Source organism: Achromobacter deleyi, assembly GCF_016127315.1.
Lineage (GTDB): Bacteria > Pseudomonadota > Gammaproteobacteria > Burkholderiales > Burkholderiaceae_B > Achromobacter > Achromobacter insuavis_A.
Genome location: NZ_CP065997.1, coordinates 1256940 through 1279889, shown reverse-complemented (window position 1 = coordinate 1279889; position 22950 = coordinate 1256940). Strand labels below are relative to the sequence as shown.

The following is a 22950-nucleotide window of genomic DNA, read 5'->3' as shown; positions in this document are numbered from 1 at the left end:
ATATCCGTCCTGGAGAATAAGAAATGGATCTGCACCTGAACCCCGGCCACCTGACCCTGGCGCAACTGCGCCAGGTGTACCAGCACGCGGGCCGCGTGACGCTGGACCCGGCCGCCTACGGCCCGATCGACGCCAGCGTCGCCTGCGTCGAGCGCATCATCGCCGAGGGCCGCACCGCCTACGGCATCAACACCGGCTTCGGCCTGCTGGCTTCCACCAAGATCGCGCGCGAGGACCTGCAGGCATTGCAGAGCTCGCTGGTGCTGTCGCATGCGGCCGGCGTGGGCGAGCCGCTGGACGACGCCATGGTGCGGCTCATCATGGTGCTCAAGATCAACAGCCTGGCGCGCGGCCGCTCGGGCATCCGCCGCCAGGTCATCGACAGCCTGATCGCGCTGGTCAATGCCGGCGTCTATCCGCACATCCCGCTCAAGGGTTCGGTGGGCGCCTCGGGCGACCTGGCGCCGCTGGCCCACATGTCGCTGCTGTTGCTGGGCGAAAGCCGCGCGCGTTGCGACGGCGAGTGGCTGCCGGCCAAGGCTGCGCTGGCCCGCGCCGGCCTGGAGCCGCTGACGCTGGCGGCCAAGGAAGGCCTGGCCCTGCTGAACGGCACCCAGGTGTCGACGGCCTATGCGCTGCGCGGCCTGTTCGAGACCGAGGACCTGCTGGCCGCCGGCCTGGTCTGCGGCAGCCTGAGCGTGGAAGCGATGCTCGGGTCGCGCGTGCCGTTCGATGCCCGCATCCACGAGGCGCGCGGCCAGCCCGGCCAGATCGACGTGGCCGCCGTCTATCGCGACCTGCTGACCGAAGACAGCGAGGTCGGCCATTCGCACGTCGATTGCGACAAGGTCCAGGACCCCTACTCGCTGCGCTGCCAGCCACAGGTGATGGGCGCCTGCCTGACGCAGGTCCGCCATGTGGCGCAGGTGCTGGGGATCGAGGCCAACGCCGTGTCCGACAACCCGCTGGTGTTCGCCGAACAGGGCGACGTGCTGTCGGGCGGCAACTTCCACGCCGAGCCGGTGGCGCTGGTGGCCGACAACCTGGCCCTGGCGCTGGCCGAGATCGGCGCGCTGTCCGAACGCCGCATCTCGCTGATGATGGACAAGCACATGTCGCAACTGCCGCCGTTCCTGGTGAGCAACGGCGGCGTCAATTCGGGCTTCATGATCGCGCAGGTCACGGCGGCCGCGCTGGCCAGCGACAACAAGGCGCTGGCGCATCCGGCCAGCGTCGACAGCCTGCCGACCTCGGCCAACCAGGAAGACCACGTGTCGATGGCGCCCAACGCCGGCAAGCGGCTCTGGCCGATGGCCGACAACGTGCGCGACATCCTGGCGATCGAATGGCTGGGCGCCTGCCAGGGGCTGGACTTTCGCGCCGGGCTGAAGACCTCGCCCAAGCTGGAGCGCGCGCGCGGCCTGCTGCGCGAGAAGGTCGCGCACTACGAGAAGGACCGCTTCTTCGCGCCCGACATCGAGGCCGCCAGCCAATTGATCGCCGGCCGCCACCTGAACGCGCTGGTGCCGGCGGGCCTGCTGCCCAGCCTGTGAGCGCGGCCATGATGACGGGAGCGAGCCCATGAAACAGATCTGGCGCCACTGCCACGTGGCGACGATGGCCGGCGGCGAATACGCCGCCATCGAACGGGCCGCGCTGGTGACGCGCGGCCAGCATATCGAATGGGTCGGCCCGGAAGCCGACCTGCCGCGCGGCGACGAGGCGGCCGAACATGACCTGGGCGGCGCCTGGGTGACGCCCGGGCTGATCGACTGCCACACCCACCTGGTGTTCGGCGGCGACCGCAGCCAGGAGTTCGAGCAGCGCCTGCAGGGCGTGGACTACGCGGTGATCGCGGCCCAGGGCGGCGGCATCGCCAGCACGGTGCGCGCCACCCGCGCCGCCACCGAGCAGGCGCTGTACGCCAGCGCGCGGCGGCGCGCGCTGCACCTGCTGCGGGACGGCGTGACCACGCTGGAGATCAAGTCCGGCTACGGCCTGGACCTGCCCAACGAACGCAAGATGCTGCGGGTGGCGCGCCACCTCGGGCAGACGCTGCCGCTGACCGTGCGCGCCACCTGCCTGGCGGCGCACGCCCTGCCGCCGGAATTCGCGGGCCGCGGCGACGACTATATCGACGAGGTCGTGCGGCGCATGTTGCCGGTGCTGGCGGCCGAGGGCCTGGTGGACGCGGTGGACGCGTTCTGCGAGCACCTGGCCTTCTCGCCCGCGCAGGTCGAGCGTGTCTTCCAGGCCGCGGCCCAGCTGGGCCTGCCGGTCAAGCTGCATGCCGAGCAGTTGTCATCGCTGCACGGCGCCAGCCTGGCCGCGCGCTATGGCGCGCTGTCGGCGGATCACCTGGAGTACCTGACCGAGGCCGACGTGCGCGCCATGGCCGCGGCCGGCACGGTGGCGGTGCTGCTGCCGGGCGCGTTCTACGCCCTGCGCGAAACGCAGCTGCCGCCGATCGACCTGTTGCGGCGCCACGGCGTGCCCATCGCGATCTCCAGCGACCTGAATCCGGGCACCTCGCCCGCGTTGTCGCTGCGGCTGATGCTGAGCATGGCGTGCACCCTGTTCCGCCTGACGCCGCAGGAGGCGCTGGCCGGCGCCACGGTCCATGCGGCGCGCGCGCTCGGGCTGCAGGCCAGCCACGGCGTGCTGGCGCCCGGCATGGTCGCCGACTTCGTGGCGTGGGACATCGCGCATCCCGCCGAGCTGGCGTACTGGATCGGCGGCGAACTGCCCAAGCGGGTCATCCGCCACGGCCAGGCCGCCTGCGCGACCACGCTGGACTGACGGGGGCGCCGGCCGGCGCCCCGCGCGGCGATCAGGCCGACAGCGCCAGGCGTTCGCGCATCGGCAAGGCCTGCGGCGCGTATTCCTGCTGGCCGGCCGGCAGCCGGAAGGTGCTGACCGATTGCTGCAAACGTTGCGCCTGCGATTCCAGCGAGGCCGCCGCGGCGGCGGCCTGTTCGACCAGCGCGGCGTTCTGCTGCGTCACCTGATCCATCTGCGTGACGGCGGTGTTGACCTGGTCGATGCCGGTCACCTGTTCACGCGAGGCGCTGGCGATGTCGCCGACCAGCGTGGTCAGCCGCTCGATCGCCGCCTGGATTTCCTCCATGGTGCGGCCGGCGGTCTCGACCTGGACCGCGCCGGCCTGCACCGTCGCGCCCGAGGCGCCCAGCAACTGCTTGATTTCCTTGGCGGCGCTGGCGCTGCGTTGCGCCAGCGAGCGCACTTCGCCGGCCACCACCGCGAAGCCCTTGCCTTGCTCGCCGGCGCGCGCGGCCTCGACCGCGGCGTTCAGCGCCAGGATGTTGGTCTGGAAGGCGATGCCGTCGATTACGCCGACGATGTCCTCGATGCGGCCCGAGTCCTGCGCGATCTCGCGCATGGTGGCGACCGCGCTCTGCACCGCGGCCCCGCCGCGACGGGCCACTTCCGAGGCCTCGGCGGCCATGGCGTTGGCCTGGCGCGCGTTGTCGGCGTTGCTGGTGACGGTGGACAGCAGCTCTTCCATGCTGGCCGCGGTTTCCTCGAGCGAGGCGGCCTGTTGCTCGGTGCGGCTGGACAGGTCCTGGTTGCCGGCGGCGATCTCGCTGGAGCCGGTGTTGATCTCGGCCACGCCGTCGCGCACCGAATGCACGGTCTGCACCAGGCTGGCCTGCATTTCCTGCAGGTAGGGGATCAACTGGCCGACGCAGTTATTGCCGTAGGTGGCGATGGGCGCGGTCAGATCGCCCGAGGCGATGTGCTGGAAGTGCCGCTTGACCACGTTCAGGGGCCGCTGCATGAAGAGCACGACATAGCGGTCGCCCAGCACCAGCAGCAGCAGGCTGATGCCGAGTACGATGCCGATGCCCGTGAAGGCCTCGTGGCGTTCGGTCGTTGAGCGGGCGATCAGGTTTTCCTGGCGCTGCTTGGCGTAGGCCTGGTAGTTCTCGATGCTCTTGCCGAAGGCGCGGCTGGCGGTGACGACCGGCCCCGAGGCGTGGGCGCGCGCCTTCTCGATATCGTCCTGCGCCAGGAAATTGCGCTGCACCGCGATGCCGCCATTGACCAGCGCGTCGAAGTCGTTGCGCAGCGGGTCGAGGATCGACGCGGGGGTATCGTTCTGGGCCGATTCCAGGAACGCCTGTTGGCTCTTGCGGGCTTCCTGCAGCGCCGCGTCGATCGCGCGGCCTTCTTCGGCCGCCGGCGCGGCCAGGCCGTCGCGGGCGTATTCCAGCTGGCGGGCAAGCCGCAGGCGGGCCCGCATGATCTGGTCGTTGACGAGGGACAGCGAGGAAACTTCGTTCAGCAGATCGTTGCTGGCTTCGAGGGCGTCGCCGGCGTGGCGCAGGCCGTTGACGCTGATGGTCGCCTGGCCGGCGAACAGGACGCTGATCATGAGCAGCGTGCCCAGGATCATGCGGCGGATGGTGATGTCTTTCAGGAACTGTGTCATACGCGTCGTTCTAGGGTGTAGAGGAGACTGCTACACCCCGGACAACGGCCCGGCCCCATTGATATTTAGCGCATGTTGCACATCTTACGTATGTGTCGGCCGGGCAGAGATATATAACGACATTAACTGTAATAAAAGTGTCTTTTCAGCGTGCGGCGGGCGCTTCGGCCGGTTCGATCGCGCCAAAGCGCAGCCGCGCGAAGCTCGCCAGGCTGGCCAGCGCGGCGCACAAACCGCCCAGCCACAGCGCGATCACGGCGCCGTGGGTGGTCGACACGTTGAAGCAGGCGGCCACCAGCGCCGCGCCGGTGGCCTGGCCCAGCAGCCGCACCGTGCCGATCATGCCGCTGGCCCCGCCCGCGCGCGACGGCGGCGCCGAGGTCATGATGGCGCGCAGGTTGGGCGACTGGAAGAAGCCGAAGCCGGCGCCGCACAGCGCCATGCGCCACGAGATGTCCCACGCCGAAGGCGCGGCCGGCAGCACGGCCAGCGACGCCATGCCCAGGGCCAGCAGCGCCAGCCCCACGCCACCCAGCATGCCGGCCGGATAGCGGTCCGACATGCGCCCGGCGATGGGCGCCATGATCGCCACCACCACCGGCCATGGCGTGATGAGAAAACCGGTATGCACCTGGGTGTAGCCCAGCACCGTCTGGAACAGGAATGGCAGCGACACGAACGCCAGCGCCTGCGCCGCGAACGCGCACACGGCGGTGGCGGCGGACAGCGCGAACAGTGGCCGGCGCAACAGGTCCACCGCCAGGATCGGCGCGGGGTGGCCGGCCTGGCGCCGCATCAGCAGCCACAGGCTGGCCGCGGCCAGGCCCCATTCCAGCGTCACGCGCTGCCACGGCGCGCTGTGCGCCAGTTCGTTCGAGCCCAGCACGAACAACCCCAGCGTCATGGCGCACAGCGCCGCGGCCAGGCCGTCGAAGCCGTGCGGCGCGCGCGTGGTCAGCGGCAGGCCGCGCAGGCCCAGCGCCACCGCCAGCAGGCCGATCGGCACGTTGATCAGGAACAGCCAGTGCCACGATCCCAGCAGCAGGATGGTGGAGGCCGCGGTCGGCCCGGCCGCGAATGACAGGCCCACCACCATCGCGTTCAGGCCCATGCCGCGACCCAGCACCGGGGCCGGATAGATGAAGCGCAGCAGGGCCGCGTTCACGCTCATGACGCCGGCCGCGCCCAGCCCCTGCAGGATGCGGGCGGCGACCAGCACCGGCAGCGACGGCGCCAGGCCACAGGCCAGCGAGGCCAGCGTGAACACCACGATGCCGACCATGTAGACGCGGCGGTGTCCCAGGATCTCGCCCAGCGCCGCGGCCGGCAGCAGGCCCGCGACCATCGCCAGCTGGTAGCCGCTGATGACCCAGATGGAACCCGCGTCGCTGGCCTGCAGGTCGCGCGCGATGGTGGGCAGCGCGGTGTTGGCGATGGCGGTGTCGAGGCTGGCCATGCAGACCGCCAGCATGACGGCCAGCAACGCGCCCAGGCGTTCGGACGCCGGCAGGCCGCGGCCCGCCGGATGGATGGTGTTGCTTGAGAAGGAGAACATGGGGAGACGCGCGGCGAAACGCCGGGGCCGACGGCTGTGGGTGAGCGTTGATTCTAGTGCGACATGTCGATTCAACGCTTCGTCAGCCGGAGGCGCGCTGCCGGGCCGCGAACCGGATGCCGGCGGTGGTTGGAATGCCGGGCGCGGCAGGATTATCGACCGATGGCGATTAATGCGACCGGGTGGTCACCCCGGATCGGCGCCAGATAATCCGGAAATATTAATCGGGCGGCCCGGAATAATCGCTGATTCGGCTTGGCTTGTTACTAATTGAAATTACATAGAGTGCTGAATTACAACAATTTATCCGCTCCGGGATTAATCGTGTTTTCATAGAGACGAATTCAATTCGTTGGCTCCGATTCTTAATCCTGTTGGTGAGAAGTAGTAAGCGCGGGGTGTTGGAAATTAACGAGATTGTGCGAGGCCGGTTTATTAGTCATACGATGATTCTTCATGCAGGTCTGACAGTGCAGCAGTATTTCGTGGGGGTGATTCATGAAACGCTTGTCCTTGTGCGCGACGACTCTGACTTTGACGCTGGCAGTGGCCGGGGCATGGCCCGGCGCCGCGCGTGCCCAGACCACGGCCAACATGGCCGTGACGCTGACCATCACCGCGAATTGCACGATCGGCGCGAATAATCTCAATTTCGGCAGCCACGGTGTGCTCAATACCGCGCTGAACAACACCACCACGGTCAACGTGACCTGCACCAACACCACGCCCTATACGGTGGGCCTGAGCGTCGGCACCGGGACCGGTTCGACATTCGCCACCCGCTACATGCAGGGCACCACCACCGGCAATACCGCGTCCGTCGTGTCCTATCAGCTGTACCAGCCCGCGCCCAACCAGACCGTGGTGTGGGGCGACACCGGCACCGCGGACCGCGTGGGCGGCACGGGAAGCGGCTCGTCGCAGGCGCTGACGGTGAACGGCACGGTGCCCGCCCAGACCACGCCCGCGCCTGATACGTACTCGTCCACCGTCACCGCGACGGTGTACTTCTAGTGGCCCGCGCCTTCCGGATACTGGCCAGCGCGATATTGGCGGGAGGTATCAGCCTGGCGGCCCTGCCCGTCCAGGCCGCCACCTTGCAGATTTCTCCCGTGCTGGTGGACCTGGCGCCGCAACAGGGCGCCACCGGCATCCAGCTGCGCAACCCGGGCGCCACGCCGATCTACGGCCAGGTCCGCGTCTACGCCTGGGACCAGACGCAGGGCGAAGACGTACTGACGCCGACGCAGGACATCCAGGCCAGCCCGCCGATCATCCAGGTGCCGCCCAACGGCGAACAGCTGGTGCGTCTGGTGCGCGTCGGCAAGGAACTGGCGGCGCTGGAACAGAGCTACCGGCTGGTGATCGACGAAATTCCCGATCCGTCCACGCCGATGGTCAATGGCGTGGTGCTGCGCATGCGTTACTCCGTGCCCGTGTTCGTGGCCGGCGCCACGCCGGAGCCCGCGCCCGAGCTGGCCTGGCACCTGTCGCGGCAGGGCAAGGAATGGGTCCTGCGGCTCGACAACTCCGGCACCCGCTATGCGCAGGTGGCGTCGCTGCAACTGCTGTCCGGCGCCGACGCGCCGCTGGCGAAAGTGGACGGCCTGCTGGGATATGCCCTGGCCCGTCGCGAACGGCAGTGGCGCTTTCCCGCCAAACAAGATGCGGCCGGCCAGATCAGGATCCGGGCCCTGGTGAACGGGAGCAACGTCACCATCACGCCGCGAGTCGACTGACTGATTGCGTCCCGCGCCGCCCTGTCGGCGGCCGCGGGGTAAGAGAAGGCAGCCCATGGCAGTACGCGCGATCCGTGCTTGCGGGCGCTGCGCCTGCCGCCTCGCGCTCGTATTGTCCGGCGCGACGGCGGCGGCGGCGGATTTGCCCATCCAACTGGTGTCGTTCGGCAATATCGCCGAACGCGACGTCTATTTGGAGGTGAGTATCAACGGCGTGAACACCACGCAGCTGTTGCGTTTTCGCGATGCGCAGGGCCGGCTGTCCGCCAGCCCCGGCGCGCTGGGGTCCGTCGGGGTGGACGTGAGCAAGCTCGGCGCGCCGCGCGACAGCGAGATCCCGCTCGATGACATCGCCGGCTTGCGCTACACCTACAACGCCGCCATGCAGACGGTGAGCCTGGTGGTGCCAGACGCGCTGCGCCGGCCGTTCCAGGTGGACACGCGTGGCCTGTCGCAGACGCCGCCCGCGACCTCGGGCCGCGGCCTGATCGTGAACTACGAGGCCTACGCGCAGACCGATGCCTACAACAAGGTGTCGATGTACACCGAGCAGCGCTACTTCGATCCGCACGGCACGCTGAACAACACCGGCACCGCCTACCTGGGCGGGCGGGCCGACCGCTACATCCGCTATGACACCTACTGGACCCATTCCGACCAGGACACGCTGCGCACCCTGCGGGTCGGCGACACCATCACCTCGTCGCTGAACTGGTCGCGTTCGGTGCGCGTGGCCGGGATCCAGTGGGGCCGCAACTTCGCGCTGCGCCCGGACCTGGTGACGTTTCCGGTGTCGTCGCTGAGCGCCTCGTCGGTGGTGCCCTCTTCCGTGTCGCTGTACGTCAATGGCGTGCAGCAGTATTCCGGCAACGTGCCGGCCGGCCCGTTCGTGGTCAACCAGATTCCCGGTGTCACCGGCTCGGGCCAGGCCACGCTGGTCACGCGCGATGCGCTGGGCCGCAGCGTCAGCACGTCGGTGCCGCTCTACATCGACACGCGCATGCTGGCGGCCGGCCTGTCCAGCTACTCCATCGAGGTCGGCGTCGCGCGGCGCCAGTTCAGCGTGCGCTCGTTCGATTACGACAAGCGGCCCGCCGTCACGGCGTCGGGGCGCTATGGCCTGGACGATGCGCTGACCTTGGAAGGCCACACGGAAATTAGCGCCGGCGTCTACAACGTCGGCGCGGGCGCGCTCGTGCGGCTGGGGCAGGCGGGCGTGGTCAACGGCGCGTTGTCCGGCAGCGCCGGCCACTACAACGGCGGCCAGGTCAGCCTGGGTTATCAATACATCGAGCCAGCCTTCAGCCTCGAACTGCAGACCGTGCGTGCGCTGGGCAACTACGGCGACCTCGGCTCGCGCGAGGACGCGCCCGTGCCGCGGCAGACCGACCGGGTCACTTTCTCGCTGCCGCTGACCCAGTCGCAGAGCGTCGCGCTGAGCTATATCGGCTTTCGCATGCCGCAGGTGCCGGCCGCCAAGATCGGGTCGGCCTCGTACACCGCCAACCTGCACAGCCGCGTGTCGATGAACGTCAGCGCGTACAACGATTTCGCGCAGACCAATTCGCACGGGGTCTTTGTCGGCTTTTCCATCCTGCTGGGCGACAACACGCAGATCAACGCCTCGGTCGGCCGGCAAGGAGACCAGGACATCTATAGCGTCGGCGCGCAGCGCAATGTGGACTACGACGGCGGTTGGGGCTGGGGCGTGGAGAACGGCCGTAGTGGTGGCATGCAGTACAACCAGGGCAAGGTACAGTTCCTGGGCCGCTATGGCCAGCTGACCGCGCTGGGCCAGGACTACGGCGGCAAGAGCCAGGCGGCGTTGCAGGCCACCGGGGCGGTGGTGCTGATGGACGGTTCGCTGACGCCGTCGCGCCGCATCAACGACGGCTTCGCCCTGGTCAGCACCGATGGCACGCCGGATGTGGCGGTGCTGCACGAGAACCGCAAGCTGGGCCGCACCAACAGCGCCGGCCACCTGCTGGTGCCGGACCTGAATTCGTACCAGATCAACCGCCTGTCCATCGATCCGGACGAATTGCCGGTCGACATGAAACTGGAGTCGACCAAGGCGGTGGCGGTGCCGCAGGCGGGTTCCGGCGTGCTGGTCAAGTTCCAGTTGCAGCGTTATGCGGCGGCATCGGTCATCCTGCATATGCCGGATGGCTCGGTGTTGCCGGTGGGCGCGCGGGTGGCCCACGTCGAAAGCGGCAAGCAGTCGGTGGTGGGCTACGACGGCATCGCCTTTGTCGAAGACCTGCTGGCCGAGAATCACCTGCGCGTGAAAGGCAGCGGAGTGTCGTGCGTGGTGCAATTCCCGTACCGCCACGATCCGGCGCGTCCGCTGCCCACGTTGGGGCCGTTCATTTGTCAGCCCTTGAAGGAGCCTGGTCAATGAAATCCGCGGTGTTCGCCGTGGGCGCCCTGCTGGGGCTGGGCGTGGTCGCCGATGCGCAGGCCAGTTCGTGCTCGCTGGGGGCGGGAACGACGTCGACGATCAACTTCGGCACGGTCAATCCGCTGGTGTCCACCGATACCTTCGCGGATGCCAACAGCGTCGTCGTCAACTGCAATTTCACCGCGCTGGCGCTGGGGGCGCGGCTGTGTTTCTACATGGGCGTGGGCACCACCAGCCCCTCGACCGCGGCGCGGGCCATGGGCGCTGGCGCGTTCCGCATGAACTACAACCTTTACACGGACAGCGGCCATAGCCAGGTGTGGAGCACGGCCGGCACCACGGCGCCGACCTCGATACTGCTGACCGGCCCCGCGCTCGGGGGCAATGCGTCGGCGACGTTTTCCTACTACGCCAAGCTGCCGGGCGGCCAGAACACGGTCTCGACCGTCGGCAACGCCAATACGCTCTACAGCGAGACCTACACCACCACCGGCTACGTCGATATCGCGATCGGGCTGCTGGCCTCGTTGCTGGTGAACTGCCCGATCGCCGCGCCGACCGTGCGGCTGTCGATCCCGCTGACCGTGCAGGCCACGGTGCAGAAGAATTGCACGATCAACACCACCGACCTGGTGTTTCCGCCGCAAGGCCTGCTCACGCAGGCGGTCACCGGGAATGCGCAGGTCACGGTGCGATGCACCAACAACAATGCGTTTTCGGTGGCGCTTAATGGCGGGTCGGTGGCCAACAATGTGTCGGCGCGCAAGATGAAGCACGCGACGGCGGCCGATACGGTTGGCTATCAGCTGTACCAGGATGCGAACTACGCGACGGTATGGGGCGATGGCGTGACCGGCGGCGCCACGCTCAACCGCACGGGAACGGGCGCCAACCAGGTGTTCACGGTGTATGGACGGGTGCCCGTGCAGACCACGCCGCGCCCGGGCAGTTACAAGGACACCGTGCTGGTCACCATCACGTTCTGAGGCGCGCGCTCAGGCCGGGGGCGACGCGACGCGCGGCTTGACCGGCCAGAACAGCGTGGCCGGCCGTTGCCAGATGCGTTGACGCACCCCCAGCGCCAGCGCCTGGCGATCGCCGCGGCGCAGGTTGCGCGACCGCAACGCGACATTGAAGGCCAGCGCGAAGCTCACGCCCACGTTCAACAGGCCGGTCACCGCGGTGCCCGCCACCGCCATCCAGAAGGCATGCGTGTGCACCACGTTCCAACCCAGCGCGCCGATGGCCGAACCGATCTGGCCGGCGCTGAGCGTGACGTGGCGCACTTCGACGTGCGGGCCGAAGAAGCTGACGATGGCCGGCCCCAGGCCCAGCATCAGGCCGAGCGACACGTTGCCGGCGATGCCGGAGACATTGCGCTGCCAGAAGCCGGCCCAGCGCGCCGCGCCGCGTGCGCCGAACAGGTGGCGGATGCGGCGGTCGTAGGCCATGACGTCGTGCACGCGATGCAGGGCGAACCAGTTGTCCGCCCAGCCCGCGATCAGGCTGGACAGCCACAGCAGCACGCCGGTGGCGGCGGCATAGATCGGCGTCGGCCCCCAGAGGGAGAACGAGTCGAGCGTGGCCTGCGCCTTGGCGGCATCGATCAGGGGCCGTTGCAGCCAGTGCTGCGCCACCCACTGCACGGCCCAGGCCAGCGGGAACACCACCGCCAGGTTGCCCAGGATGGCCGCCGCGTTCGAGCGGATCATCGACAGGGTATCGTCCAGGAAGGCCTCGCGGCCCTCGGGGGTGTTGGCCTCGTCGAGCCGGTGCGCCAGGGCCGGGCCGGTCATGGCCGGCTGCTTGGTGGCCAGCGTGAAGTGGGCGAAATGGATCGCCAGGAATCCGCCGGCATAGTTGAGCGAGGCCAGCAGGCCTTCGATGAACTTGTCCAGGTGCAGCGAGACGATGAAGAACTTCAGGTAGACGGTCAGCACCATCACCAGGCCGCCGCCCGCCGACGCCTTCAGCATGGACAGGTATTCGGCGGTGTCGCGGGCGATGTAGTGCTCGCCGGTCTCGGCGGTGCGCTCCATGACGCGGCGCGCCAGTTGCGCGAACGACGACGCGGCCAGGTGGCGGATGCTGCTGCGCGCCTGGGTCGAGCGGACCAGTTCGGCGATCAGGTGGGCATACTTGCTGCGCTGGGTGGGGTCGACCCACACGCCCAGCAGCAGTTCGATGCGGGCCAGCCGCAGCTTCATGCGTTCGATCTGGAACACCACTTCGACCGATACCCCGTTCTGCTCCAGCTCGGCGTAGACCTCGCGGGTGGCGTCGCGGCAGCTGTCCAGCAGCGCCCGGAACACGTTCAGCCGCCTGCCGAAGACGTCGCGCGGCGTATCGGGGTTGCTGTCGCAGAGTTCGGCCGCGGCGGCGGCCAGCGCGAAGAACGGGCTTTCGCGTACCCGGCCGGGCAGCCGGCTGCGGATGTCCTGGCTCAGGCCGGTGGCGCGCACCTGGCTGGCCAATACCTGGATGCTGCCGGTCAGGGCATCGACCAGGTGTTGCGGCGGCGGCTCGGGCGCCATCGGGTCGGCGTGGGCGAGGCCGTCGCCGTGCCGCAGCAGCCGGCGCAGGCGGGCGCGGGTCTCTTCGTCCAGGGCTTCGATCCAGGCGGCGTCGTGCGCCTTGCGGAAGATCAGCGAGAACAGGCCGAACATGTCGCCGCGATTGGGCGGGGGCGGCAGCAACCGCGCCTGCGCCCGCTCCCAGAACTCGCCCCAGAAGCCGGGGTGCGAGGCCACGCCGGTATCGCACAGCAGCGAGGTGGGGTCGTTGTCGGTGATGAGCGAGCGCAGCGTGGCGGCCACCGGCGCGGCCAGCGCCGGGTTGTTCTCGAGCACCTGCAGCACGTAGCGCAGGCGGGCGTGTTGCGGATGGCGGCCGTCTTCCGCCGGGTCGCGCGCGGGCCGGTCGATCCAGCGGCACAGGTCGACCATCCAGAGGTTGCGCTGCGCCAGTGGCGCGTCCGGGTCGGCGCTCGACAGCAGGGTGTCGAGCTGCGGGCCGCCATGGCGCGCGGCACGCCATTTACGCCAGAGGGAAGTCGCCATGGTCGGACCTCGCGGGTCAGAGGGATTCGGGTTCCCGGCGCAGCGAGAAGCCCTGCGCCTCGTTCATCGCCAGATAGCTGACGTTGCGCGACACCACCGGCGGCTTGTCGCCGTCATGCAGCGCCAGCAGGCCGTCCAGCACCATCTTGTCGGCCAGCGTCATGCGGTCGATCATGCGCAGGTACTGCATCCAGCTTTCCACCAGGAACACTTCGCGCCAGACGCCTGCGCGCTCCAGGTCGCGGAACAGCTGCCATTGCTGCGCGCCGTTGCGCAGCCGCAGCAGGCGCAGGGGGCGCGCCGCGTCGATCAGGGCCGGCAGCTTTTCCTTGGGGATCAGGTATTCCACCGCCACCAGCACCGCGCCGTGCTGGGTGTTGAAGCCGGCGGCCGAGAGCGCCGGCTCGGTGGTGTCGGCGCGCGCCAGCGATTGCGTGTTGACCTGCTCCGGCAGCCGCGAGCGGTACAGCAGCGCGACGGTGATGGCCAGCATCACGCCCGCGGCCGACAGCGCGCCGGACACGCCCATGGTGCCGGCGAAGTGGCCCCACATGAACGAGCCCGCCGCCAGCCCGCCGAAGATCGCCGTCTGGTAAAGCGCCAGCGAGCGCGCCTTGACCCAGTCGGGCACCAGCATCTGCACCGTGGTGTTGTAGGTGGCGAGCACGCCGATCCAGCAGGCGCCGGACACCAGCAGCGCCGGAAACGCCAGCCACAGCGTGCTGGTCAGCCCCAGGATCAGCAGGCAGGCGGCCAGCAGCCCCGCCGCGACGGTCACCAGCCCGCTGGCGCCCCAGGCCGCCTGCAGCCGGCGCACCACGGCGCTGCCGAGGATGGCGCCGACGCCGAGCGCGCCCAGCATGTAGCCGTACAGCAGCGCGTTGCCGTCTTCCTGGGCGTAGGCCAGCAGCGGCAGCAGCGCCCACAGCGCGCTGGCCGACAGGCCGAAGGCGAATGCGCGCAACATCACCACCCGGGTCACGGTGGAATGCTGGGTGTAGCGCAGCGCGGCGACCACGCCCTCCAGCAGCCGTTCGGGCGGCAGCCGCCGCAGCGGCACATCGCGGCGCCAGCGCCAGATGGCCCAGATCAGGCCGCCGTAGCAGACGCAGTTCAGCAGGAACACGACGGGCGCGCCGGCGGCGCCCAGCAGCAGGCCGCCGATGGCCGGCCCCACCGCGCGCGCCACGTTGTAGTTGACGCTGTTGAGCAGCACCGCGCTGCCGATGTGCTCGCGCGGCACCTGTTCGCCCACCGCCGCCTGCCAGGCGGGCGTGACGATGGCGCTGCCGATGGCGATGCAGAAGACCGACACGATCAGGGTGATGGGGTGCAGCAGGCCGATGAATGCCAGCACGGTGATGAAGATGCCGCCGGCCAGCTCCAGCAGCATGCCGACCAGCATGACCTTGCGGCGGTCGTAGTTGTCGGCCAGCACGCCGGTCAGGATCGACAGCGCCACCAGCGGGAAGGCGGCGGCCACCTGGATCATCGCCACCATCAGCGGGCTGCTCTGCTCGGTGGTGATGACCCAGGCCGCGGCCACCGACTGCGCCCAGGTGCCCAGGTTGGCGAACAGGTTGGCGATCCAGATAATGCGGAACGCCGGGAAGGCGAAGGGGGATAGCGTGCTGACCCGCAGGACGGGTTTGGGGGCGGCGGCGGCCGCGCCCGGCGAGGTGGGGGGAAGATCGTTGTTGGCCGAGACGGGCTGGAGCATGGAAGCCTCTGTGATCACCCGGCGACGGCGGGCGGGGGCTGTCCAATGGTACGCCTATTGAGAGGCCGGGTTAAGGCAAGGCGCCGCGCGCCCCGGAGACGCGCGGCGCGCGGGACGCGCTCAGGGCTTGGCCGGGGCCGGGCCGGGGTAGGCCTGGTTCAGGTACTCGACGATCAGGGGCACCTGTTCGGCCGGAATCGGCGCGCCATAGGTGCCGACCATCTTCTTGACCTCGGCATCCCAGAAGCCCAGCGGCATGGGCGGCTGCGAAGACAGGTAATCGACCGAATGGCACATCAGGCACAGGGTGGCGCCCTGGGCGCCGGGGCCGGCGCCGGGATGCAGGGTGGCGGTTTCCTGGGGCAGCTGGATGTCCAGGGCGAACGCGGGCGCGACAGCGCCGGCGGCGGCCATGGCCAGGACAAGGCGGGCGAAGGGGATCATGGCGGGCTCCTGGCTCAGGCGGCGTCGACGCGCACGGTTTCGACCACGTTGCGCATGTAGCCGGCCGGATTCCACAGCGGTTCCAGCGGCTGGGTCTCGCCGGCCTGGTTGGTGGCGCGCACCTTGAGCGCGTAGCGGCCGGCCTGGGCCGGCGTGAAGTCGGCATGCCATTCGCGGAAGGAATAGCGTCCCAGGTCCTGGCCCAGCGTGGCGGCGCGCCAGGTTTTGCCGTCGTCGGCCGAGAACTGCACTTCGCGGATGCCGCGGCCGCCGTCGAAGGCGATGCCGCGCACCTGCACCCGCGCGCCCTTGGCGACGCGGGCGCCATCGGCCAGGCTGGTGATGAAGCTGCGCACGTTGTAGCGGCCGATGGGGCGGGTCTTCTCCGGCGCCTTGCCCGCGGGCGTACAGGCGCAGTCGTTGTCGGGGATGCGGTAGGCCTTCTGCATCCAGAAGCCGTCGAACTCCTTGTCCAGCACCGTGATGTCCGCCAGGTGCTTGACCCAGTAGGTGCCGTAATAGCCGGGCACCACCAGCCGCACGGGATAGCCGTTGAGCATCGGCAGGTCGGCGCCGTTCATGGCATAGGCCAGCATCACCTCGCCGTCCAGCGCATGGGCCGCGTCCAGCGCCTTGACGAATTCGGGCGTGCCCTGCAGCACCGGCCGGTCCAGCCCCTGGAACGTGACCTGGCGCGCGCCGGCCTGGATGCCGGCCTTCTCGAGCACGCGCTTGAGCGGAATGCCGAGCCAGCGGGCGTTGCCCATGGCGCCGTTGCCGAGCTGCCCGCCGCCCACGCGCGGCTCGAAGAAGCCGCGGCTGTTGCCGGAGCACTGGGTCACGGCCACCAGCTCGACCGGCTGGCCGAATTGCTGCTTCAGGTCCGCCAGCGACAGTTCCAGCGGCGTGCCCACCCGCCCGCCGATGCGCAGCCGGTAGGCGGCGGCGTCGATGGCGGTGGGGATGTTGCCCAGGTGGTAGCGCACGAAGAAGGCGTCGTTGGGCGTGATCACGCTGTCGTTGAAGACCGCGAATGGCGTTTCCAGCTGCGGCGGCCGCGAGGTCTGGCGGATCAGGGGGCGTTTCTGGGGGTAGGCGATCAGGTCGCGCTCGCCATTGGCGAACGGCAGGGTGACGGTGGCGGGGGCCGCCAGGCTGGTGAGGGCGTGGCCGGCCAGCGTGCCGGTCGCGCCCAGGGTACAGGCCTGGCGCAGGAAGCGCCTGCGCCCATCCGTATCGAATGCGCTCATGCATGTCTCCTTGTGTTTTTCTAGTACCCTCGCCTGCGGCGGGGCCGAATCAGGCTACGCCCGCCGGCCTGACAAATGCGTTAACAGTTGCGTCAGCCGTTCCAATAACCGCGTTTTCGGCGCCCTGGGCGCCTGACCTCCCGATGCGACTGACCTTCAACCCACCGGCATTCGTCGCCCTGCTTGCCGTGACCGTCGTGGAGGTGCTGATCGCCACCCTGGGCAAGCCCTACCCGCTGTTGCGCGGGTTCGTGGGCGACGTGGTGGCGGTGGGCTGGGCCTATCTGGTGTATCGCAGCTTCATCCGCGCCGGCGTGCTGCCGCTGGCGGTCGCGGCGCTGCTGACCGGCTACGCGGTCGAGTTCGGCCAGTACCTGGCGCGGCTGTTCGGCTGGCGCCTGGAGCAGCCGGTGCTGCGCATCCTGCTGGGCAGCGTGCCGGACTGGTGGGACGTGCTGGCCTACACGCTGGGATTCTTCCTGGTGCTGCTGCTGGCCGGGGTGCGGCGCCGGTGGCAGTCGGGCCGTCAATCGATCGGCTCCCGGGCCGCCGGGGCCTAGGCCATCGGGGCCGGCCGGGCGCGCGCAATGCGCCCCGGATGGATCGCGCCCGTCGTGATGGACTGGCGGGCGTCAGCCGACCTGGATGGCCGGCGTCCGCTCGTCGGCCTGGACCGACGGCGCGGCTTGCGGCCGCAGCCGGGCGTTGCGGAACGGCGCCAGGCATTCCGACCACGACGAGGGGAACAAGGGCGTGGCATGGCGCACGGCATCGCGGCCGGCGTAGTGGGCCAGCAGCTGCTGGCCGATGGGGGCGTCTCCCAGGGGATGGCGGGTGGTCATGGTATTTCCGTATTGCATTGAAAGTGTATTCATTGTACCAGTCGGCCGCCCATGCCGCCAACCCCGGTTGCCCGCGCCAAGTCCTTGATATCAGAGGGACCGTCCCTTTTATGAACGAATCGCAGCGGGAATACCCTAGTCGATCAAAATGGTAGACGGTATACAATGTTCATCATCGGTCGAAGACTTCGGCCGCCCCTCCCTCACCAGACCTGGAGCGCGTCATGGCTGAACTGATGAACCGAGATGAATTCCGTACCGCGTTGGAAAACGCAATCAAGGGCAAGAGCGCCAACGCCTCGCCGTTTTCGATCGCCTGGGCCGAAGGCAAGCTCAGCCGCGAGCACCTGTCGCGCTGGGCCGAGAACCACTACCACTACGTCGGCCCGTTCGCCGACTACCTGGGTTACCTGTACGCCCGCACGCCCGATACCTACACCGAGGCCAAGGATTTCCTGCTGGCCAACATGTACGAAGAGGAAATCGGCGGCGACCGCCATACCGACCTGCTGATCCGCTTCGCCGAGGCCTGCGGCACCACCCGCGCACGGGTCACCAATCCGGACAACATGTCGCCCACCACGCGGGCGCTGCAAAGCTGGTGCTACGCGGTGGCGATGCGCGAAGACCCGATCGTGGCCGTGGCCGGCCTGGTGGTGGGCCTGGAATCGCAGGTGCCGTCGATCTACCGCAAGCAGACGCCGACGCTGCGCGAGAAGTACGGCTTCACCGACGAGGAGGTCGAATTCTTCGACCTGCACATCGTGTCCGACGAGATCCATGGCGAGCGCGGCTACCAGATCGTGCTGGAGCATGCCAACACGGTGGAACTGCAGCAGCGTTGCCTGAAGATCTGCGAGATCGGCGCGCAGATGCGGCTGCTGTACACCACCGCGCTCTACACCGACTACGTGCAGCAGGAAATCGCCCTGCCCGAACTGGGCCTGGCGGCCTGAGCTTCCTGCCCGCCATCGCCGCCCGCCCGGGCGGCGGCGGCGGGCGCAACCGGAACCCTGATCCATGCCTACCGTCGTATTCCACAAAGACGGCCAGACCCATACCGGGATGGTGCCGGACAACGCCAACCTGGTGGTGCGCGCCGGCATCCGGCAGTTTCCCTTTCCGCACCTGCGCTACGAATGCGGCATGGGCAAGTGCGCCAAGTGCGCCTGCCGCGTGCTGGCGGGAGCGGAACACCTGCCGCCCGTGAACTGGAAGGAAAAGAAGCAGCTGGGCGAGCGCATCGACGCGGGCTACCGGCTGGCCTGCCAGCTATGGCTCGACCACGACATCGAACTGGCGCAGGACGTCGAGGCGGCGGCGCCGCGCGAGGCCGTTGCCGCCGCCGAGCAGCGCTAGGCGCTTTCACGATCGGCAACGCCGAGGCAACCCCGATTTTTCCCGAACGCAATCTGCAAAGGAACCGCGCATGACCCGCGACGCGAATGACCCCGTGTTCGTGATCCTGACGTCCAAGCCCGGCGTGTACCGCACCGAGGCGGACGCGCTGGCCGAGATCGTCGAGACCTACGACTACGCCTGCGACGGCCGGCTGCGCGCGGTCTTCAGCATCGCGCGGCTGCGCGGCCCGAGCCGGCTGGTCGTGACCGAGGAAACGCCGCCCTATGTGGTGAACCGGGTGCCGTCCAAGTTCCTGGAGGCCTTCGCGTCGCTGGAAGCCGCGCGCCAGGAGCTGGTCCACCTGACCCGGTTCGGCAGTATCGATACCACCCTGACGCGGCATCCCGACCGCGTCGCCGCGGAGCAATGAGCAGCATGGTCAAGATCACGTTTCTATCGAATGGCGGCAAGGTGGCGCAGGCCCCGGAAAACAGCAATCTGCTGCGGGTGTCGCTGAAGGAAAAGGGTGGCATTCCGTTCAAGTGCGGCGGCGGCCTGTGCGGCACCTGCAAGTGCCGCATCGAGCAGGGCATCGAGAACACCGACGCCATCAAGCCCAAGGAACGCAAGCACCTGCGGCCCGAGGACTTCGAGGCCGGCTACCGCATGGCCTGCCAGACCTTCGTGCTGGGCGACGTGGCCGTGTCGTGGGAGGTGCGCGACGGCAAGGGCGTGGTGACGGACACGGCGGCGCAAGCGGCGCCCGCCGCGCCATGACGCCCGCGCGCTGACCGCTCCAGCGCCAACGGTCAGCCCGTAACGGCCTGCGCTCAGGCGGCCGAGGAGTGCGCCTGGCGCGTTTCTGTGTAGGCCTTGGCGGCGTTATGCACGTGCTGGCTGGCCAGCAGCGCGGCCAGGTCGCCGTTGCCGGCGATGACGGCATTCAGGATCTGCGAGTGCTCGTCCCAGTTCTGCTTGGCGCGATGCATGTTGCTGGGGGCGAACAGCAGCGCCGTGCGGTCGCGCAGCGAGCGCATCAGGTCGGTCAGCACCACGTTGCCGCCGATGGTGGCCAGCATTTCGTGGAACTGCGAATTCAGCGCCAGGAACTTGTCGAGCCGTTCGCCGCGCGCGGCCTCGGTGCCTTCGCGCAGGAAGGCCTGCAGGCGTTCGACAGTCTTGTCGTCGCGGCGCTGCGCGGCCAACTTGGCGTTCAGGCCTTCCAGCGTGGCGCGCACTTCCACCATGTCGTAGGCCACCGCGTCCGACAGTACCGACACCGACGCGCCGCGGCGCGGCTCGATGGTGACCAGTCCTTCGGCCGCCAGCGCCCGCAGGGCTTCGCGCACCGGGATGCGCGACACGCCCATTTCCTCGGACAGGCGGCCTTCGACCAGGCGGTCGCCGGGCGTGAATTCGCCGCTGAGGATGCGCTCGCGCAGCTTGTCGCGGATGACCGCGAACAACTGCGGATGCTGCTCGCCGATCTTCAGCGGAGCAGATTGCTGCGTGTCTACGGCTTGCGAGCTGACGGGCGAAGTGGTCATGGCGAGCAGGTCTGGCGGAATGGATACAGTCTTCATTGTATTACCGGGCGGGGCGACGACGGCATCGGCGGGCGGCGTCAGCCGAGCCACAGGGCCTTGGCGATCACCCCGAGCGCGCCGATGGCGCAGGCGCCCAGCAGCACGGCGCGCACCGCGCGCGGCGGCAGCCGCGAGCGCAGCCGGCCGGAAACGGCGAAGCCGGCCAGCAGGAACGGCGCCAGGCTGAGCGCCAGCGCGGCGTGGTAACCGGTGTAGCGGTCGGCCAGCGCCAGCATCGCCAGCGAGAAGATCGACCCCAGGAACAGCACCATGCCCAGCGTGGCGCGCAGCCGCGGCGGCTCGGCGTGCTGCAGCACCAGGGCGATCGGCGGGGCGCCGACCGAGGTCATGGTGCCCATGATGCCCGAGGCCACGCCAGCGCCCGAGACCCGGCCCGGGGTGGCGGCAAAGCGCAGGCCGGCGGCGCTGAGGGCGACCGCCGCCAGGATCATGGCGGCGAACAGCAGGCCCAGCGCCTGCGGCGCGAAGCGCGCCATGGCATAGATGGCGATCAGCGTGCCGGCGGCGCGTCCGGTCAGCGCGTAGCCGACCGCCGGCCAGTCGATCGCGGCGCGTTCGCGCAGCGCGGTCAGCAGCGAGATGAAACCGCCCAGCGTCAGCAGCGGGCCGGGGGCGAGCTGCGGGAAGCACAGCGCCGCCACCGGCGCGGCGAACATGGCGAAGCCGATGCCGCCCACGCCCTGCGCCAGCGCGGCGCCGAAGACGACCGCGGCCATGGCGGCGTAATGCCAGAGATCGGGAAGGGCAAAGGGCATGCCAGATCACTCTTTATGTATACGGTAGTCTGATTGAAAACCGGCGATGCACCAAGATTGGGCTTGTGCGCCAACTTAATGCACTGATTTTCCTCGAATATTCATGGAAATTTCAGAATTATCGGTTTCCCTAGGCACCGCATATTTCGGTTGGTATGGCTTCAAACGAAATATAGTATACCGAAGTGGCGACTCAACAGCCACGTCACAAGGGGAATAGCGCATGCAATCGGACGTCGTCCTCAACGCCGCTCACTGGATGTACCTGGTCAGCGTCGCCGCCATCATCCTGACGATGATCCTGCGGGCCAACGTGGTGGTGCCGTCGGTCATTGGCACCTTTCTGGTGGTGCTGGCCATCACCGGCAACCCGATCAGCGCGCTGATCGGCATCTTCTCGGCCAGCTTCGTGGCCGCCAAAGAGCTTTTCAACATTTTCCTGGTCATCACTTTCATGACCGCCCTGCTCAACGCGCTCAAGACGCTGCAGGCGGACGTGCGCATGGTGCAGCCGTTCCGGCGGGTGATGCGCGGCGGCCATTCGTCGTTCGTCATCATCGCCCTCTGTACCTATGTGATCTCGCTGTTCTTCTGGCCGACGCCGGCGGTGCCGCTGGTGTCCGCGATCCTGCTGCCGGCGGCCATCGCGGCCGGGCTGCCGCCGCTGGCGGGCGCCATGGCCATCGCCATCGCCGGGCAGGGCATGGCGCTGTCGTCCGACTACGTGATCGGCGTGGCGCCCGGCATCAGCGCCAAGGCCGCCGGCGCCGCGGTCAGCGCCGCGGTGGTGGCCGACCGCGCGCTGGTGCTGTCGCTGATCACCGGCGCGGTGGCGCTGACCGTCGCCTACCTGTTGATCCGCAAGCACATCGTGCCCGCCAATGCGGGCCTGTTGTCGGCCTGGCAGGCGCGCGCCCAGGACGGCAGCCTGGCCGAGATCGAGCATTCCGGCTCGTTCGACAAGGCCGAGCTGGCGCGCGGCACCATGGGCGCCAACCCGGCGCTGCCGCGCGGCCCCGGGCTGGACGACGAGGAACGGCGCCGGGTGCGCTGGTCGCGCGTGTTCGCGGTGGTGACGCCGCTGGCCTTCCTGGGCGTGATCGCGGTGATGGTGCTGCCGCGGCTGTTCCCGTCGTTGCCGGCGCTGCGCGGCGGCGACGCGGCGGCGCTGGTGGGCGGCGTGGCGTTCGTGGTGATGATGCTGGTGACGCTGGCCGCCGAAGGGCCGCGCAAGATGCTGGACGTCTGCCCCGAGCACGTCACCGATGGCTTCGTGTTCGCCTTCAAGGCGATGGGCTCGGTGCTGCCGATCGCCGGCTTCTTCTTCATCGGCGCCAACGAGACCGCCGCGCAGATCCTGGGCATGCCGCAGGCGCAGGCCCCCGGGCTGCTGTTCGAAGTGATCTCGGCGGGTCAGCACCTGATTCCCGAGAACCATTTCCTGGTGGCGTTCGGCGTGCTGCTGGTGGGAATGATCACCGGCATCGACGGCTCGGGTTTCGCCGGCCTGCCGTTGACCGGCACGCTGTCGGGCGCGCTGGGACCGGTGGTGGGGGTGGATCCGGCCACGCTGGCGGCGGTGGGTCAGATGGGCGCGGTGTGGACGGGCGGCGGCACGCTGATCGCCTGGTCCTCCTTGATCGCGGTGGCGGGGTTTGCCCGGGTCCACGTGCTGTCGCTGGTGCGGGCGCTGCTGCTGCCCGTGCTGCTGGCGCTGTTCGTGTCGACGATCTGCGCCGTGCTGATCTGGCATTGACGCCGATTCGGGTTTACGCGGATCGAAC

General features: G+C 68.9%; 21 protein-coding genes. 12 read left to right on the top strand and 9 right to left on the bottom strand.

Annotated features, from left to right (window positions below; genetic code table 11):
* Window positions 1-23 precede the first annotated feature (23 nt).
* Together hutH and hutI are read left to right on the top strand one after the other, a co-directional pair.
* Entirely contained in the window at window positions 24-1553 is a 1530-nt protein-coding gene (gene hutH / locus I6I07_RS05740) for a histidine ammonia-lyase (protein WP_198485952.1), read from the top strand.
* Window positions 1554-1581: 28 nt separating this feature from the next.
* Complete coding sequence (gene hutI / locus I6I07_RS05735) at window positions 1582-2799, top strand: imidazolonepropionase (RefSeq protein ID WP_198485951.1); 1218 nt, start codon at window positions 1582-1584, stop codon at window positions 2797-2799.
* Between the two features lie 31 nt (window positions 2800-2830).
* Here the strand turns inward: hutI and I6I07_RS05730 are convergent, their stop codons facing one another.
* Both I6I07_RS05730 and I6I07_RS05725 read right to left on the bottom strand, forming a co-directional pair.
* On the bottom strand, window positions 2831-4453 hold the full coding sequence (locus tag I6I07_RS05730; RefSeq protein ID WP_198485950.1) for a methyl-accepting chemotaxis protein: 1623 nt from the start codon (window positions 4451-4453) through the stop codon (window positions 2831-2833).
* Between the two features lie 145 nt (window positions 4454-4598).
* Window positions 4599-6008: an MFS transporter gene (locus I6I07_RS05725; RefSeq protein WP_061072683.1), complete on the bottom strand. Its 1410-nt coding sequence runs from the start codon at window positions 6006-6008 to the stop codon at window positions 4599-4601.
* A gap of 498 nt (window positions 6009-6506) precedes the next feature.
* On the opposite strand from I6I07_RS05725, the gene I6I07_RS05720 reads away from it, so the two are divergent.
* From I6I07_RS05720 to I6I07_RS05705, 4 genes are read left to right on the top strand one after another with little or no spacing between them, the layout of a single operon-like run.
* On the top strand, window positions 6507-7022 hold the full coding sequence (locus tag I6I07_RS05720; RefSeq protein WP_198485949.1) for a spore coat U domain-containing protein: 516 nt from the start codon (window positions 6507-6509) through the stop codon (window positions 7020-7022).
* On the top strand, window positions 7022-7747 hold the full coding sequence (locus I6I07_RS05715) for a molecular chaperone (RefSeq protein ID WP_198485948.1): 726 nt from the start codon (window positions 7022-7024) through the stop codon (window positions 7745-7747). The genes I6I07_RS05720 and I6I07_RS05715 overlap by 1 nt, the downstream gene beginning before the upstream one ends.
* 55 nt (window positions 7748-7802) lie before the next feature.
* Window positions 7803-10148, top strand: coding sequence for a fimbria/pilus outer membrane usher protein (locus I6I07_RS05710; RefSeq protein ID WP_420094542.1), 2346 nt, complete (start codon window positions 7803-7805; stop codon window positions 10146-10148).
* A complete protein-coding gene (locus I6I07_RS05705; RefSeq protein ID WP_198485947.1) occupies window positions 10145-11134 on the top strand; it encodes a spore coat U domain-containing protein in 990 nt (329 codons plus the stop codon). The genes I6I07_RS05710 and I6I07_RS05705 overlap by 4 nt, the downstream gene beginning before the upstream one ends.
* Before the next feature lie 9 nt (window positions 11135-11143).
* On the opposite strand, the gene I6I07_RS05700 is transcribed toward I6I07_RS05705, so the two are convergent.
* From I6I07_RS05700 to I6I07_RS05685, 4 genes are all read right to left on the bottom strand, one after another.
* Window positions 11144-13207 (bottom strand): site-specific recombinase, encoded by a 2064-nt coding sequence (locus I6I07_RS05700; RefSeq protein ID WP_198485946.1) that lies wholly within the window; start codon window positions 13205-13207, stop codon window positions 11144-11146.
* 16 nt (window positions 13208-13223) lie between these two features.
* Window positions 13224-14927, bottom strand: coding sequence for an MFS transporter (locus tag I6I07_RS05695; RefSeq protein ID WP_198485945.1), 1704 nt, complete (start codon window positions 14925-14927; stop codon window positions 13224-13226).
* 120 nt (window positions 14928-15047) lie between these two features.
* Window positions 15048-15371, bottom strand: a complete 324-nt coding sequence (locus tag I6I07_RS05690) for a sulfite:cytochrome C oxidoreductase subunit B (RefSeq protein WP_198485944.1) — start codon at window positions 15369-15371, stop codon at window positions 15048-15050.
* 14 nt (window positions 15372-15385) lie between these two features.
* Window positions 15386-16621 carry a molybdopterin-dependent oxidoreductase gene (locus I6I07_RS05685; protein ID WP_198485943.1) on the bottom strand — a complete coding sequence of 412 codons (1236 nt, stop codon included), beginning with the start codon at window positions 16619-16621 and terminating at the stop codon, window positions 15386-15388.
* Window positions 16622-16764: 143 nt separating this feature from the next.
* Here I6I07_RS05685 and I6I07_RS05680 point away from each other — a divergent pair, with 143 nt between their 5' ends.
* A complete protein-coding gene (locus I6I07_RS05680) occupies window positions 16765-17181 on the top strand; it encodes a DUF2809 domain-containing protein (RefSeq protein ID WP_198485942.1) in 417 nt (138 codons plus the stop codon).
* A 72-nt stretch (window positions 17182-17253) separates the two neighbouring features.
* Here I6I07_RS05680 and I6I07_RS05675 read toward each other — a convergent pair whose 3' ends face one another.
* Entirely contained in the window at window positions 17254-17463 is a 210-nt protein-coding gene (locus I6I07_RS05675; protein WP_198485941.1) for a hypothetical protein, read from the bottom strand.
* A gap of 224 nt (window positions 17464-17687) precedes the next feature.
* Between I6I07_RS05675 and I6I07_RS05670 the strand changes: the two genes are divergently transcribed.
* The 4 genes from I6I07_RS05670 (at window position 17688) to I6I07_RS05655 (ending at window position 19581) form a co-directional block, all read left to right on the top strand.
* The gene (locus I6I07_RS05670; RefSeq protein ID WP_006392449.1) at window positions 17688-18419 is read left to right on the top strand and encodes a TenA family transcriptional regulator; all 732 of its coding nucleotides are present in this window, start codon (window positions 17688-17690) and stop codon (window positions 18417-18419) included.
* 64 nt (window positions 18420-18483) lie between these two features.
* Window positions 18484-18822 carry a 2Fe-2S iron-sulfur cluster-binding protein gene (locus I6I07_RS05665; protein ID WP_198485940.1) on the top strand — a complete coding sequence of 113 codons (339 nt, stop codon included), beginning with the start codon at window positions 18484-18486 and terminating at the stop codon, window positions 18820-18822.
* 70 nt (window positions 18823-18892) lie between these two features.
* Window positions 18893-19234 carry a hypothetical protein gene (locus tag I6I07_RS05660; protein WP_006392451.1) on the top strand — a complete coding sequence of 114 codons (342 nt, stop codon included), beginning with the start codon at window positions 18893-18895 and terminating at the stop codon, window positions 19232-19234.
* Window positions 19231-19581 (top strand): 2Fe-2S iron-sulfur cluster-binding protein, encoded by a 351-nt coding sequence (locus tag I6I07_RS05655; RefSeq protein WP_006392452.1) that lies wholly within the window; start codon window positions 19231-19233, stop codon window positions 19579-19581. Before I6I07_RS05660 ends, I6I07_RS05655 begins: the two co-directional genes overlap by 4 nt.
* A 53-nt stretch (window positions 19582-19634) precedes the next feature.
* On the opposite strand, the gene I6I07_RS05650 is transcribed toward I6I07_RS05655, so the two are convergent.
* Entirely contained in the window at window positions 19635-20351 is a 717-nt protein-coding gene (locus I6I07_RS05650) for a GntR family transcriptional regulator (protein WP_061072675.1), read from the bottom strand.
* 77 nt (window positions 20352-20428) lie between these two features.
* Window positions 20429-21166 carry a sulfite exporter TauE/SafE family protein gene (locus tag I6I07_RS05645; RefSeq protein ID WP_198485939.1) on the bottom strand — a complete coding sequence of 246 codons (738 nt, stop codon included), beginning with the start codon at window positions 21164-21166 and terminating at the stop codon, window positions 20429-20431.
* A gap of 223 nt (window positions 21167-21389) precedes the next feature.
* Between I6I07_RS05645 and I6I07_RS05640 the strand changes: the two genes are divergently transcribed.
* Window positions 21390-22922: a hypothetical protein gene (locus I6I07_RS05640; RefSeq protein WP_198485938.1), complete on the top strand. Its 1533-nt coding sequence runs from the start codon at window positions 21390-21392 to the stop codon at window positions 22920-22922.
* Window positions 22923-22950: the final 28 nt, after the last annotated feature.